Source organism: Rhodoferax sp., from assembly GCF_044236835.1.
Lineage (GTDB): Bacteria > Pseudomonadota > Gammaproteobacteria > Burkholderiales > Burkholderiaceae_C > Allorhodoferax.
The window spans coordinates 282492-297056 of the sequence record NZ_JBIIGC010000001.1; the positions used below are offsets into that span (position 1 = coordinate 282492).

The window sequence follows — 14565 nt, forward strand, 5'->3', positions numbered from 1 at the left end:
AAGAAACAATCCAATGAACGCCTTTGATTCTTTGATGGGTGGTTTTGCCAGCGCCTTGCAGCCCATGACGCTGATGTACGGCTTCATCGGATGCTTTGTGGGAACCTTGGTAGGCGTTTTGCCCGGCATCGGCCCCGCGCTCACCATCGCCTTGCTTTTGCCACTGACCTACCACGTACCGGCCACCGGCATGTTCGTGATGTTTGCTGGCATCTATTACGGTGCCGCGTATGGTGGCTCGACCACGTCTATTTTGCTCAACACCCCCGGCGAATCTGCATCGGTGGTGACCGCACTAGAAGGCAACAAAATGGCGCGCCGCGGCCGAGCTGGGCCAGCCTTGGCCACTGCCGCCATCGGAAGTTTTGTCGCTGGAACCATAGGCACGATCGCCCTGACTTTTTTCGCACCTTGGGTGGTGGAAGCGGCGCTGGCCTTTGGCCCGGCAGAGTATTTCAGCCTCATGGTCCTGTCGCTGGTCGCAGTCTCTGCGGTACTGGGCAACTCGGTGCTGCGCGGTCTCATCAGTTTGTCAGTGGGCCTGTTGTTTGGGTTGATTGGAATCGACTTGCAAACGGGTCAACCCAGATTCACTTTTGGCCAGGCCGAACTACTTGATGGAATCGAAGTCACCGTCGCTGCGGTGGGCTTGTTTGCCATTGGCGAGGCGCTGTACCTTGCGTGGCATGGCAAGGAGTCCAAAGCGGGGGAGGTGATGAAAGTGTCAGGTAGCTTGTGGCTCAGCAAAAATGACTGGGCGCGCTCCTGGAAGGCATGGCTGCGTGGTGCGATGTATGGCTTTCCGATTGGTGCCATGCCCGCCGGTGGAGCCGAATTGCCTACGCTCTTGTCTTATTACACCGAGAAAAAACTGAGCAAAAATCCCGAGGAGTTTGGCAAAGGTGCCATCGAGGGCGTCGCAGGCCCTGAGGCAGCCAACAACGCCGCCGCCGCTGGGGTGTTGATGCCCTTGCTGACTTTGGGTATTCCAACGTCTGCAACTGCGGCCATCATGCTGTCCGCCTTTGAAGGCTACGGCATCCAGACTGGGCCCACCTTGTTTCTCCAGCAAGGCGGTTTGGTGTGGACTTTGATCGCTAGCCTGTACATCGGTAATGTGATTTTGTTGGTGCTCAACCTGCCGCTGGTGGGCTTGTGGGTCAAACTTCTGAAGATTCCGCCACCTTGGCTGTATGCAGGCATCATCATTATTTCGACCGCAGGCGTGTATGGCGCCGGCAACTCGGTCTTCAACGTGGGCTTGCTGTACTTCTTTGGCCTGATAGGCTTTCTGATGCGGCGTTTTGACTTCCCAGCAGCTCCGCTGATCGTGGGCTTGATTTTGTCGCCTATGGCCGAGCAGTCGATGCGCCAGGCGCTCACTATCAGCATGGGCGATTGGTCGACCTTCTTTGTCCGACCCTTGTCTGGCTCGTTGATGGCAGTGTCGGTTCTTCTGCTGGTGTTGCCACCGCTCTGGCGGCGGTTTCGAAAGGCTTAGCGCAGCACCTCAGATCTCGGTCTTGCTGACCGCCTTGCAGCTGGGCTAGGCCGGCAAGGCGTGGCGGCGTTTGCGCAAGATGACGGTTGGCGCTTTTTTCTGCTCGGTCGGTCGCTCGCTTGCGTAGGAGCAGCCCCGACCGTGCAGTCGGGCGGCTTCGATTGCCTTCTCGACGGCGCGCTGGCTGAGGGGTTCCACCTGAGATCCGTTAACACGCAGGTACTGACCTGCTTCGTTGGTGGCCAGGAGCCCGTATTCCAGTGCGCACCGCACGATACCAATTACCTCAAACTCTTTTGGGCAAGCCACATAGGCTTTGATGGTGGGGCTGCCCAGAATGACTTGCAAAGGGTGTGCCGGGTTGGAGCCAAGTGCCATGTTTGTGAACCTCGGTGGAATAAAAACCGGCGCAGTGTTTTCCCAAATCGGATCGTGGTGGCTCGCGATTGTTCGTTTTCAATACTTGTGGGAGTTCGGGCTCCACTGCGCTTCCTAGCATGCGCACCACTTGCGATGCACACGCATTGAAGTTGGAGACACCATGCTGGAAGAAAAGCTAAAGCGTTTGGGTTCGTTGGGCGCATCTGGACGCCGCCACCAGGATCAGCGAGAACAACTCGACGCCCTGTGCGACTGGATTGATAGGCACATCGATCAGCCAATAGGGTGGCAGGAGTTAATTGCGCAAACCGGATGGGACTACCAGGAAATCCAGACTGTCTTCTATCGGTACAAATGCACCACCGCGATGACCTGGATACGGTTGCGGCGCGAGATGCGTACCAGCGCCGTAGACGTAGCCGTGCAGCGTCTGTTCATCACCGACCCCAAACCCGAACGCACATAAAAAAACCCACTGCCGAGGCAGTGGGTTGAAAGTGGCCTTCGCCACATCAAGGGTGATGTCAGTGGACGTTCATCCAACCGACGGCGGGAATCTAATGGCGCTGCGTACCGACCCCGGCGCATATTGTTCTTAAGCGCACATAGAGCCATTGCCCGACAGTAGGTGCAAGTCACGCCAGGTGCGAACGGTCGCACGCTAAAGCCCCGAAATGGCGCTCAGGTTGTTCGGAACGATGCCACTTCATTGGCCAGGTTGTTGGCCTGGTCTTTCAAAGCGGAGGCAGCCGCAGCCGTTTGCTCGACCAGCGCCGCATTTTGTTGGGTCATTTTGTCGAGTTCGGCTACAGAGTCGCCTACGGTCGCCACTCCTTTGCTTTGCTCCCGGGCCGCAGTTGAAATGTCAGATAGCAAGTCGTTGATGCGGGTCGCGTTGCTCACCATTTGCCCCATGCTTTTTCCAGCACTGTGCACCCGTTGCGTACCGGCATCGACCTGCTCCACACTGCCGCTGATTAGCGTCTTGATTTCGCGCGCCGCCACTGCACTTCTATGTGCCAAGCCCCGCACCTCGCCTGCGACCACGGCAAAGCCTCTGCCTTGCTCTCCTGCGCGTGCAGCTTCCACCGCCGCGTTCAGTGCCAAGATATTGGTTTGAAATGCAATGCCGTCGATCGTGCTGATGATTTCGCTGATTTTTTTGGATGCGTCGTGTATGCCTTGCATGGTGCTCACCATCGCAGCAATTTCTTGTCCGGCTTTAGACGCAACGCGTGCGTTGTCTGACGCAACCTCGGCGGCTTGGACCACATTGTCTGCAGTCTGGTTCACGGTGGCACTGATTTGCTCCATAGATGCCGCGCTACGTTCCAGGCTCGCTGCCGATTGTTCGGTACGTTGAGAAAGGTCGACGGACGCCGATGCAATCTCTGCGCTGGCTGACACCATGGCGCCCGATGCGTCGCGCACTCGGCTGACGATTCGCCTGAGTGAGGATTGCATGTCCTTGACGCTGCCAATCAGTTTTGCAATCTCGTCTTTGCCCCAGGCGTGGGGTTGGGTGGTGAGGTCGCCGTCGCGCATCGCATTGACATGGAAAACAACTTCGCGCAGGCCACCTTCGAGAACCTTCCTAAACGCTATGAACAAGTAGACCGCCAAAAGAAGTGAAACCACACTCATACCGAAAGCGAGCCGTTGTTGCCCTTCGAGCTTGTTGATACGGACCAACAGTAGCCCATCTAGCGCTGGCAGCGCGCGGTCATAAAGCCCCATCAACTCGTCAAGCGCATGCTTGCCGTCGGCAAAGTACTTTGCTGCATCGCTGTGCTGTTGGCCAAACACCACCAACTGCCCCTGGGCGTGGAGCTTCAAGGCATTGTCAAACGGCTTTAAGTCCACCATCTTCGTCAAGGATGGGTTGGCTTTGGTTGCGCGTTCGAAATACTGCCGTGCATCCTGCGTGCCCGAGACCACCTGGGCCGACCACACATGCCATTTCGACTCGTTGTCGGGATTGAGGCCTCCTTTCATGGCCGCATAGGTTCCCCAACCCCACAACTGGCCCAAGGACTCCAGTGTTTTGGGCACGGACAACACCAAGGCGCTCACTAAGTAGAAGCTATCGAGGTCGGGGTCAAGCACGAGGTTGGAGTCGTCGCCGATGCGAGTCAAAAGCTCCACACCGGCTGCGGTCACGGGTCCAAACACCGTGCGGCCGCTATCGTCCACTCCATTCTTCGAAGATGCGGTAGCGCGCCACGCCGCGTCAAGCTGGTCGACTGCGGAAGTAAGGTTCAGAGGGTCTTTGGTACTTGTAACCTGGGCGCGCAACGCTAGGAGCGCACCGTCAGTTTCTGCCCGGCTGGCTTGGTAGGCCGCGCTCGCATCGAAGCCGCCCAAGTTTGCGCGCGTTGCGTTACGCGTATCCAGTACACCTTTGAGTACCGGCATCAAGGCACGCATGGTCGCCACCCCTTCGCGTTCGCGTTGGGTGAACTCAATCTGCGCCGACCAGTTGGTGTTGAGCAACCACAGCGCGACAAGCAAAGGCAAGGCCATCACGCTGCCCACGACGAGGGACTTGCTGCCAAAGCCCATTCGACGAAACAAGCGAACACCCGGCGCCCACGCACCGTGCCAGTGGAAAAAGCCATGCGATTCGGATGCGTCAGGGAGGTTAGCGGAGTTGGGCACGGGCGAAGCGGTGGTTAAAGAGGTCATCGTTTGTTAGCTCGTGGTTTGATGGGTTAGTTCGCGATCCAAGCCTGCAGGCATGTCCGCAGTGACTACGTCCTGATGACAGACACGCGCCAATTTTGGGGCGCTAACTGCTCGCGACCACGAATTTACCCCTTTTTTGGTGCACAAAAAGCCTTGCATAAACATTTGCACCAACTAAGTGCAAAAGAATGCAAATCGAAAGGCGTTGAACTGCACCAATTTGTAGCGCGTAGTCCGGCCTACACGCCACGCCATTGCGGCGCCCGTTTTTCCGCAAATGCGCGCGGTCCCTCTTGCGCGTCGGCGGATTGCAGCATGGTGCGGTAGCCGGGAAGCGACCCATCTCGGAGTGTGCGGTAGGCCTCGGCGAGCGGCTGGTGCTCGGTGGCCTGCAGCACTTCTTTGACGGCCTGCACCGCCAAAGGTGCGGCTTCAACGATGCTTTGTGCGAGCGCCTGCGCTGTTGTCATCAGTTGGTCGGGCGCGCAGACGGCATTGACCAGCCCCCACCTGGCCGCTTCAGCGGCGTCCATGCGCCGCCCAGTTAGCAGCAACTCGGTGGCCAGCGCACGGGGCAAGCGTCTGGGCAGGCGCAGCAGGCCGCCTGAGTCTGCGACCATGCCGAGCTTGACTTCGGGCAGGGCAAATTGCGCGTCCTGCGATGCCACCAGCAGGTCCGCCGCCAAGGCAAGTTCGAAACCGCCGCCGATGGCCAAGCCGTTGACCGCAGCGATCACCGGCTTGCGCAGACTGAAAAACTCGGTGAGCCCGGCAAACCCACCCGGGCCGTGGTCGGCGTCGATCGCTTCGCCTTCGACGGCCGATTGCAAATCCCAGCCGGCTGAGAAAAAGCGGCCCACACCGGTGACGATGCCCACCCGCAACTGCGGGTCATCTTGCAAGCTGGCAAACGCCGCATACAGCGCCTTGCTGGTGGCCACGTTGATGGCGTTGGCTTTGGGCCGATCTAATGTGATGGTCAAGATGCCGCCGCTGCGCGCAAGTGAAACGCCTGTGTTCAAGTAAGGCTCCTGTCGGTGGTACGAATGACTGCGTCCACGGCCCGTACGCCGCGACCTTGGGGAAACACCAGCAAGGGGTTGACATCGAGTTCTTGCAGGGTGGCTGCGTGCGCTTCGCCGAATGCTGCAATCGCCATGACGGCGTCCACCAGTGCCTCGATGTCGCCTGCGGGCTGACCACGAAAGCCTTCTAACAGCGGCCGCATACGCAGCGACAGCAGGCAGGTATGCACATCGCTGCGCCGCAGTGGAAAGAGCAGGGTGGCGCTGTCCTTGAGCAGCTCGACCCATACGCCGCCAGCGCCCAGGGTGAGCGCCAACCCAAACTGCGGATCACGCTGGATGCCCACAATCAACTCGGCTACCGCGCCCAACTCCATCGACTCCACCAAGAACTCATTTGCCACATGCGCCATGCTCCCCACGGCATCGACCACCGCCAGGGCGCTTTGCAGGTTCAGGTGCACACCGCCGACTTCGGTCTTGTGGGCCAACGTGTCGGACACCGCTTTGACCACCACCGGAAAGCCGATGCGCTGCGCCAGCGCAGGCGCTTGCACAGCGTTGCCGACAGCGCCGCGCGGTACCGGCACGCCCCACTTCGCGAGCAGCGCTTTGCTGCGCACTTCGTTGAGCAAGTGCGGGGCCATGGCGGATGGCGTCGCGTGCGTTTCTTGGCATGTGTGGTCAGGCACCGCAGGCAGGTCTGCGGGGCCGTGCAGCGCCGCGTTGGTATCCCGCACGCACTGCGCCTGTGCGAACGCGGCAGCGTGGCCGATGGCGGCCAGGCACTCCGATGTGCCCTGCATCGGGGCGAGTCCGTGGGCCAATAGCTTGGTCGCCACACCGTCGGGCATGCCCTCGGGCAAGGTCGACACCACACAGGCCACGGTCCCGGCGCGGGCCGCATCTTTGGCGGCGATGAAGGCGTCCAGCGTGGTGTGCCAGCTGCTGCCGTCGCAGCGGTCGGCGCGGGGGAAGTCCAGTACCAGCATATGGGCATCGAATGCGCAGTCCATCAAGCCACCGAAGGCTTCGGTGGATGCTGCCGCGTCGCCCCAAATGTAGGTGTGGTAGTCCAGCGGGTTGGTGACATGCACCTTCTCGCCCAGCACTTGGTGCAGGCGCCCACGTGCCGCGTCTGGCAAGGCCGGCATCTCCAGGCCGTGGGTCTGCGCCAAGTCGGCCACCAAGGACGCTTCGCCGCCAGAGCAACTCGCCGACACGATGCGCCGGCCCGCCAAGCCGCCGTGTACATGCAAGAACTTACAAGTCTCCAGCAGTTGGCCCACATCGAACACGCGCGCGATGCCATAGCGCTGAAACAGCGCCTGGTACAGCGTGTCCGGCCCGGCCAACGAGCTGGTGTGGCTCAAGGTGGTGCGCGCGCCCAGTTCAGAACTGCCCGCCTTGAGCGCCACCAGTGGCACGCCGCGCTCTAGCGCGCGCAGCGCCACCCGCGAAAAGGCGGCGATATCGTCCAGCCCTTCGATGTGCAGGCCAATGGCGCTGACACGCGGATCGTCGAGCAGGGCATCGATGATGGTGTCGATGCTGTCCCCCGCCTTGTTGCCTACGGTGATCAAGCAAGCCAGCGGAAGGTGGCGGCGTTGCATGGTGAGGTTCAGGCCGATGTTTCCGCTTTGGGTCACGATGGCCACGCCGCGTTCGACCCGCGTGCCGCCATGTTGGTCGGGCCACAGCGCCACGCCGTCGAGGTAGTTGAGCAGGCCGTAGCAGTTGGGCCCGACCAGTGCCATCGCGCCTGCCGCACGCACCAGTTCCGCTTGCAAAGCGATGCCCTCGCCGCCGACTTCGGCGAAGCCCGAGGCGTAGCAGATGGCACCTCCCGCGCCGCGTGCGGCAAGCTCGCGCACCACGTCCACCGTTCCCTTGTTGGGAACGGCCACAAACGTGGCGTCGGGAGCGCCGGGCAGCGACGCCACATCGGCAAAACACGGCAAACCTTCCATACTGGCGCGCGTCGGGTGCACCGGCCAGATCTCGCCGGCAAAGCCCAACTTCTTGCACTGGCGAACCACCTCGGCGGCAGCTTTGCCTCCCACCACCGCGATGCTGCGCGGTGAGAGCAGGCGGCGAAGGGGCCTGGCGGTCGCGCCGCCGTTCGCGGCGTCTGGCGGCACGGGGAGGTGGGTACGCGTCACGCGCCGTGCGCGCGCAGCATGGCGCGCGAGATGATGTGGCGTTGGATTTCGCTGGTGCCGTCCCAGATGCGCTCTACCCGCGCATCGCGCCAGAAGCGTTCCAGCGGCAGCGAGTTCATCAAGCCCATGCCGCCAAAAATTTGCAAGGCGTTGTCGGTGATGCGGGCCAGCGCCTCGGAGGCAAAGAGCTTGGCCATGGCGGCATCCGAATCGCTCATGCGGCCCTGATCGCATTTCCAAGCCGCTTGCAGGGTGAGCAAGTCGGCAGCTTCCAGCTCGGTGGCCATGTCAGCGAGCTTGAAGCCGGTACCCTGAAAGCGCCCGATGGGTTGGCCAAACTGCTGGCGTGTCGCAGCCCATTGGGTGGCCATGTCCAGTACGCGCCGCCCACGGCCCACGCTGGTGGCGGCCACGGTCAGGCGGGTCGCACCCAGCCACTCCCCCATCAGGTCAAAGCCCTTGCCTTCTTCGCCCAAGCGCTTGCGCGCGGGCACTTTGCAGTCGTCAAAGAACAGCTCGCATTGGTGGTAGCCGCGGTGCGACACGCAGCCTGGGCCGCGGCGTACGGTCAGGCCCGGGCTGTCGAGGTCGACCAAAAAGCCGGTGATTTTTTTCTTGGGGCCGCTCTTGGTTTGTTCCACGTCGGTGGCTGCGAACAAGACCACGAAGTCCGCCATGTCGGCGTGGCTGATGAAGTGTTTGGTACCGTTGATGACGTAGTCATCGCCCTGGCGCACCGCCCGGGTTTGCATGCTGCGCACGTCGGAGCCCGCGTTGGGCTCGGTCATGGCGAGGCAGTCGTGGCGCTCGCCGCGGATGGTGGGCAGCAGGTACTCGTCGACTTGGTCGCCGGTGCAGCCGCGCAGGATGTTGCTGGGCCGCGCGACCAGCATTTGCAGACCATAGGAGGCGCGTCCGAGTTCGCGCTCCAACAGCGCTACGCCCAGGTTGTCCAGCCCGCCGCCGCCCAAGGCCTCGGGCATGTTGGCGGAGTACAGGCCCACCGCAATCGCTTTGGCTTGGATCTCGGCTGCGAGTTCTGGGGGGACGGCATCGGTGCGCTCCACCAGGTCCTCGTGCGGGTACAGCTCGGCCTCGACAAAGGCGCGCACCGTGTCGACGAGCATGGTGTGTTCATGGCTGAGTTCAAAATGCATAGCGTGCTTTAGGGTTTGCGGCGGATGCCGATGGATGCGCCCGCTTGCCCCGGTTTGGGAAGCGCGGCGTGCGCCTGGCGGATGGCGTTCACGCGCGCCTGCAAATCAGCGGACATAGGTGCCGAGCGGCCTTGTGCCATGTTGACGTGCACCAGCATTTGCTCACCGGTGGCTAGCAGCGCGCCGGTCGTGCCGTGGAACATCGCGTGAAAGATGTGCAGGCGCTTGTCGTCGGCGTCCAGCAGTTGCAGTGTCAGGCGCAGCGGTTCACCTTCAGAGATTTCGCGTATGTTGTGGATGTGGGTCTCCACCGTGTAGAGCGAATGGCCGCCCACGTCGCGGTAGGTTTCATCGATTCCGATGTAGCGAAAAAATGCGTCCGAGCTGTCGCCAAAAACGAGCAGGTAGCAGGACTCGCTCATGTGGCCGTTGTAGTCCACCCATTCGGGGCGCACGGTCGGCCGGTGCAGGCATAGCGGCGCGGCGATGGGTGCGTTGGCGTCCCACGGGGATGCCGGTGTGCCTTCGAGTGGAGTGCGCACCCGCTGCGGTGGCTGGGTTGCTTGCATGGTGTCCATGTCACGCAGCGGCTGGAGAGACGGGCGGTGCCACCGGGCGCGCAGCAGGCAGCGCAATGGCGCGGCCCGCATATGGGGGACGCGCCAGGCCCGCGTGCGCTGCAGCCAAAGCCGCAAGCGCTGCCTGCACACTGGGCGCGAACGACGCTGACTTGGGGCCGCTGCGGTCGATGTTGATCAACATTTGCTCGTTGGCCGCCAGCAGCGTGTCGCTGCCTTGCAGATACAGCGCGTGGTACACGTCGACGCGCTTGGTGTCCATGCCCAGAATCTGCGTGCGCACCTCCACCGCCGCGCCTTCTTTGACCTCCAGCAGGTAGTTCAGGTGTGTCTCCAGCGCGTAGAAAGTGTGCCCTGTGGCTTCGCGCCCGGCGGCGTCCAAGCCGATGCGGTCCATCAAGGTGTCGCTGGCAAAGCTAAACAGCAGCAGGTAGTACGCGTCGCGCAGGTGGCCGTTGTAGTCCACCCATTCGGGTGCGACCTGGCCACGCCAGGTGGTGATCAGCGCCGACATACCGTTACGCATCCAGCGGGATGCCGTGTCTGAGCTTGGTCGCGCGCACCGCCTCTTGTACCGCCATCAGGCAGTCGTCGCGGTAGCGCTCCAAGTCAGCGATGCTGTGCGGGCCAAGCTGCACTTTGGTGCCGTCCACGATGTCGTCAATCAGTTTGTCAGTGAGCTCTGGCGCCACCAAGTGCGTCCAGGGTAGCTTGAGCGCCGGGCCGAATTGCGCCATGAAATGCCGCATGCCAGCGTCGCCGCCGGCCAAGGTGTAAATCAAAAAGCTGCCCATGAACGACCAGCGGATGCCCGCGCCGTAGCGAATCGCGTCGTCAATTTCGCCGGTGGTGGCAATGCCGTCGTTGACCAGGTGCAGGGCTTCACGCCATTGGGCTTCCAGCAGGCGGTCGGCAATGAAGCCGGGCACTTCTTTGCGCACGTGCAGCGGCTTCATGCCCAGCGATGCATAAAAGGCCTGCGCTGCGGCAATCGCCTCGGGCGCGGTTTGGTTGCCGCCCACCACCTCGACCAGGGGCAAGAGGTACACCGGGTTGAAAGGGTGGCCTACAAAGCAGCGCTCGGGGTGGCTGGCCTGCGCATAAAACTCGGTGGGCAGCAGGCCCGAGGTGCTGGAGCCAACCATCACATTCGGGCGGGCCGCTTTGGTGATCTTGGCATGCAAATCGATCTTGAGTTGCAGGGTCTCTGGTGCGCTCTCTTGGATGAAGTCGGCTTGCGTCACACACTCCTCGACCGTTGCCACAAAGTGCAAACGCGTGGGTGATGCGCCGGGCTTCAATCCGTTTTTGACCAGGGCAGGCCAGCATTTGTCAATGCGCTCACGCAGCGCAGCCTCGGCGTTGTCCGCGGGATCCCATGCGACCACGTCCAGGCCGTTGGCCAATGCGCGTGCGATCCAGCCGCTGCCAATGACGCCGGTGCCCAAGGCAGCAAAGGTTTTGATGTGGGTGTGTATTGCCATGGTTAACGGGCTTTCAGGTTCATTTTTTTGCGGCCTTCGGCCGGGCTCATGGGCTTGCCGCCCATGCATTCAATCAGTTTGACGACGCGCTCAACCAGCGAGCCGTTGCTGGCATAGACCCCCTTGTCCAACCACAGGTTGTCTTCCAGCCCGACGCGCACATTGCCGCCCAGCAGCATGGCCTGGGCCGCCATGGGCATTTGCATGCGGCCAATGCCAAAGCCAGCCCAGGTGACGTCTTTGCCACCACCGGGCAGGTTATCCACCATGGCCTTCATGGTGGTGGTGTCGGCAGGCGCCCCCCAGGGGATGCCCAGGCACAACTGGAACAGCGGGTCCACCAGCAGGCCTTCCTTGATCATCTGGTTGGAGAACCACAGGTGGCCGGTGTCAAAAATCTCCAGCTCGGCCTTGACGCCGAGGTCGGTGATGCGCTTGGCACCGGTGCGCAGGGCCTTCGGCGTCGAGACATAAATGGTGTCGCCGTCGCCGAAGTTCAGCGTGCCGCAGTCCAGGGTGCAAATGTCGGGCAGCAGCTCTTCCACATGCACCAGCCGCGCCAGCGGGCCCACCAGGTCGGTGCCCGGTCCGAAGTGCGTTGGGTTCTCGCCCTCGCCGATTTCGAGGTCGCCGCCCATCCCGGCAGTCAGGTTGACGATGATGTCGACGCCCGAGCCTTTGATGCGCTCCATCAGCTCGCGGTAAAGCGCAGGGTCCCGGCTGCCTTTGCCGGTTTCGGGGTCGCGCACATGGCAGTGCACCACGGTGGCACCGGCATGGGCCGCTTCGACTGCAGCGGCGGCAATTTGCGCTGGCGTGACTGGAATGGCTGGGTGCTTGCCGACGGTGTCGCCGGCGCCGGTGACGGCGCAGGTGACGATGACGTGTGGATTCATAGTGCGTAGTCCGAGGCTTCGTGGTCAAGAATGTTTTTCACCGCTTGCAAGTGCAGTTCGGAAAAACGGGTGGGGTAATCGTTCCATTGGGAGCAGGCCAGGCGGGCGACCGCCTCGGGCACCAAGGCCAGCGGCCTGCCGGTGGACAGGGCCAGCACCTGCAGCTCGGCCGCCTTCTCCAAGTAACACAGTTCATCCAGCGCCTGCGCCACCGTGGGGGCCACAACGATCACGCCGTGGTTGCCCATGAACAGCACGCTCTTGTCAGCCCCAAGCAGTTGTGCCACCCGCGCGCCCTCGGATGCGTCCAGCGCCATGCCCGCGTAGTTGCGGTCGTAGGCGATGCGGCCGTAGAAGCGGCAGGCGTTTTGGTCGAGCATCAAAAACACAAAGTCTTGCAAGCAGCACAGCGTGGTGGCGTACTTCATGTGGGTGTGCAAGATGCAGCGGGCATGTGGCACGCGCTGGTGCAGTTCGGCATGCAGGTTCCAGGCGGTGGGGTCGGGGGCGTTCTCCCCTTCCAGCGTGGCGGACTCTGCGGTGTTGAGCAGCAGCAAATCTCTGGCGCGGATGCGAGAAAAATGCGCACCCACCGGGTTGAGCAAGAACTGGCTGCCAGCCGCGTTGGTGGCGACGCTGAAGTGGTTGGCAATACCTTCGTGCAACCCCAAACGTGCAGCCCAGCGAAACGCCGCCGCCAGGTCAATGCGCAGTTGTGATTCGGGGTGCATTCCAAGTCTCCAAGCCAAGAGCCAAACACCCCGATGGTAGGCTGGGCTCGCGCCCCTTTTAGCCCTAGGACTAACCCTAGGAGCCCGACGGACTTAGACCGCGCAGGTAACCCGGTTGCGTCCGCCTTGTTTGGACTTGTACAACGCACCGTCGGCCCGTGCGATGAGCGTCTGTGCGTCATCGCCGGGCTGGATTGCTGCAACCCCTGCAGACACGCTGACCGTCAACTCAACCTCTTGGGTGCGGCGGTCGCGGATTTTCATGGCGCGGGTCTTGAGGCGCACCATCTCTGCCAGTCGGGTGCTGTCGTCGAGTGTGCAGTTGGGCATGACCACTGCGAACTCCTCACCGCCGTACCGGGCCACGGCGTTCTTCTTGTCTTGCACACAGCTACGCAGCACCTCACCCAAGGCTTGGATGACGCGGTCACCCATCACGTGCCCGTAGGTGTCGTTGACCTTTTTGAAGTGGTCGATGTCCAGCATCACCAAGCAATGGGTGGCATTGGGGTCGTTGGGCGACTCCATCATTTCTTTGAGGCGCTGGTCAAAACCTTTGCGGTTGAGGACCCGCGTTAACGGATCCATCACCACTTCGTCGCGCGCCCGCACCAGTTCGTTTTGCAATCGCTCAATTTCTTGGTGGCTGGACTTAACTTGTTGCTCCAAAGCTTGCGCGGTGGACTGCATGGCCGAGGAACCGACCAGGGTCTGGGACACCAACTGCTGCAGTGCGGCAGCATCGTTGGCCGACAAAGCGGTGTTGAGCTCTTCCAATTGGTTGCCGAACAGGCCTGCCTGGTTGCCTGTTCGGGAGGCACTTTCGACCATTTCACCGAGCATGCGTTGCAGCTCCACGGTGATGCGGTTCATCGTCTTGGTATCGCCGTCTGCGACATGGGCTTGGTACAGCGCCAGGATGATGGCGTCGTTCAGGCGGGGCGTGTGTTTTACTGCGCGGTCAACGCTGTGCGTCAGTGCGGAGTTGATACCGGTAGCGTATTCGTACCACAGTGTGTAAGACACTGGGTTGAGCGCTGCGTCGTGCTGGCCCATGAAGGCAAGCACCCGACGCAAAACCTCTGCGCTTTGTTCTTTGGATTCTTGGTATCGCACACTAGTCTCCAACGTAGACCTTGCAAGCTCACTCAAGATACCGCCCGCAAATTGTTATCAGTTCGTGAATTATCTCACGGCATCATGTACTCGCAATGCATCCGCCGTGGCGTTGCGTTCTCGCAACATTCATCCGTCAGAAGCGGTGTCGGCAGATTTGGCAGCAGAGCCTTGGGTTCACTGAGTTGTTCGTTTGCGGCCAGGCGTGGCCCGCAGTGTGTTGGATCGGAGCAACCCCCCAGCCACGGATTGAAAAAATGCGAACTTGACCGTCAAGAGGGTCGGGCGCCTGCGTGCTTACCGAGGCAGTTTGTAAGCGCGTTGTTCCAGCTCAAGCAGGGCCCGCTTACGCTCCAGACCGCCGGCGTACCCGGTCAGCGCACCTTGGCTGCCCACCACCCGGTGGCAAGGCACGACGATGCCCAACGGGTTGCGTCCCACCGCTGCGCCCACCGCACGCACCGCCTTGGGGCGACCGACACCCTGTGCCAGCGCGCCATACGACGTAGTGGTACCCGCAGGAATGGCGCGCAGCGCGGCCCACACATGGCGCTGGAACGTGGTCCCCGCCAACAGCCCCAGCGGCAGATCAAACACCAGTCGCTCGCCAGCGAAGTACTGGGCCATCTGCTCGCACGCCGCCAACAGCACCGGATGCGTCCCCTCGGTGGCCCACGCGCTGGTGTCTGGTTGGTGCTTTTGACCGTCAAACCATACGCCCACCAACAACCCGCGCTGGGCGGCGAGGGTGAGAGGACCCAGAGGGGACGGGGTTTGGCAGCGTGTTACCGGGTGTTGGGCCGAATGCATGGTGTAGACCTTGTGGGCGTGTGCAGTGGCTGCGCTGCG

Annotated in this window: 14 protein-coding genes; 2 read left to right on the forward strand and 12 right to left on the reverse strand. The window is 61.8% G+C overall.

All coding sequences use genetic code 11. The features are described 5' to 3' along the window. The first annotated feature begins 13 nt into the window (after positions 1–13). Positions 14–1501, forward strand: a complete 1488-nt coding sequence (locus ACILRC_RS01310; protein WP_395667513.1) for a tripartite tricarboxylate transporter permease — start codon at positions 14–16, stop codon at positions 1499–1501. Between the two features lie 45 nt (positions 1502–1546). Here ACILRC_RS01310 and ACILRC_RS01315 read toward each other — a convergent pair whose 3' ends face one another. Continuing rightward, entirely contained in the window at positions 1547–1879 is a 333-nt protein-coding gene (locus tag ACILRC_RS01315) for a hypothetical protein (RefSeq protein ID WP_395667514.1), read from the reverse strand. Positions 1880–2042: 163 nt separating this feature from the next. Here ACILRC_RS01315 and ACILRC_RS01320 point away from each other — a divergent pair, with 163 nt between their 5' ends. Further along, positions 2043–2348: a hypothetical protein gene (locus ACILRC_RS01320; RefSeq protein WP_395667515.1), complete on the forward strand. Its 306-nt coding sequence runs from the start codon at positions 2043–2045 to the stop codon at positions 2346–2348. Between the two features lie 215 nt (positions 2349–2563). Here the strand turns inward: ACILRC_RS01320 and ACILRC_RS01325 are convergent, their stop codons facing one another. The 11 genes from ACILRC_RS01325 to ACILRC_RS01375 all read right to left on the reverse strand — a co-directional run bounded on the left by ACILRC_RS01325 (position 2564) and on the right by ACILRC_RS01375 (position 14526). Further along, on the reverse strand, positions 2564–4567 hold the full coding sequence (locus ACILRC_RS01325; protein WP_395667516.1) for a methyl-accepting chemotaxis protein: 2004 nt from the start codon (positions 4565–4567) through the stop codon (positions 2564–2566). Between the two features lie 239 nt (positions 4568–4806). Continuing rightward, positions 4807–5589, reverse strand: a complete 783-nt coding sequence (locus tag ACILRC_RS01330; RefSeq protein ID WP_395667517.1) for an enoyl-CoA hydratase-related protein — start codon at positions 5587–5589, stop codon at positions 4807–4809. After that, positions 5586–7733, reverse strand: a complete 2148-nt coding sequence (locus ACILRC_RS01335; protein WP_395667518.1) for an acetate--CoA ligase family protein — start codon at positions 7731–7733, stop codon at positions 5586–5588. The genes ACILRC_RS01330 and ACILRC_RS01335 overlap by 4 nt, the downstream gene beginning before the upstream one ends. A gap of 17 nt (positions 7734–7750) precedes the next feature. Further along, positions 7751–8911 (reverse strand): acyl-CoA dehydrogenase family protein, encoded by a 1161-nt coding sequence (locus tag ACILRC_RS01340; protein WP_395667519.1) that lies wholly within the window; start codon positions 8909–8911, stop codon positions 7751–7753. An 8-nt stretch (positions 8912–8919) separates the two neighbouring features. Beyond that, the gene (locus ACILRC_RS01345) at positions 8920–9480 is read right to left on the reverse strand and encodes a thioesterase family protein (RefSeq protein WP_395667520.1); all 561 of its coding nucleotides are present in this window, start codon (positions 9478–9480) and stop codon (positions 8920–8922) included. 10 nt (positions 9481–9490) lie between these two features. Continuing rightward, positions 9491–10003: a thioesterase family protein gene (locus ACILRC_RS01350; protein WP_395667521.1), complete on the reverse strand. Its 513-nt coding sequence runs from the start codon at positions 10001–10003 to the stop codon at positions 9491–9493. 4 nt (positions 10004–10007) lie between these two features. Continuing rightward, entirely contained in the window at positions 10008–10973 is a 966-nt protein-coding gene (locus ACILRC_RS01355) for an L-carnitine dehydrogenase (RefSeq protein ID WP_395667522.1), read from the reverse strand. Between the two features lie 2 nt (positions 10974–10975). Next, positions 10976–11869, reverse strand: a complete 894-nt coding sequence (locus tag ACILRC_RS01360) for a 3-keto-5-aminohexanoate cleavage protein (RefSeq protein WP_395667523.1) — start codon at positions 11867–11869, stop codon at positions 10976–10978. Continuing rightward, on the reverse strand, positions 11866–12600 hold the full coding sequence (locus ACILRC_RS01365; protein ID WP_395667524.1) for a class II aldolase/adducin family protein: 735 nt from the start codon (positions 12598–12600) through the stop codon (positions 11866–11868). The genes ACILRC_RS01360 and ACILRC_RS01365 overlap by 4 nt, the downstream gene beginning before the upstream one ends. A gap of 93 nt (positions 12601–12693) precedes the next feature. Then, positions 12694–13716 carry a diguanylate cyclase domain-containing protein gene (locus ACILRC_RS01370; RefSeq protein ID WP_395667525.1) on the reverse strand — a complete coding sequence of 341 codons (1023 nt, stop codon included), beginning with the start codon at positions 13714–13716 and terminating at the stop codon, positions 12694–12696. Between the two features lie 297 nt (positions 13717–14013). Further along, positions 14014–14526 (reverse strand): methylated-DNA--[protein]-cysteine S-methyltransferase, encoded by a 513-nt coding sequence (locus ACILRC_RS01375; protein ID WP_395667526.1) that lies wholly within the window; start codon positions 14524–14526, stop codon positions 14014–14016. Positions 14527–14565: the final 39 nt, after the last annotated feature.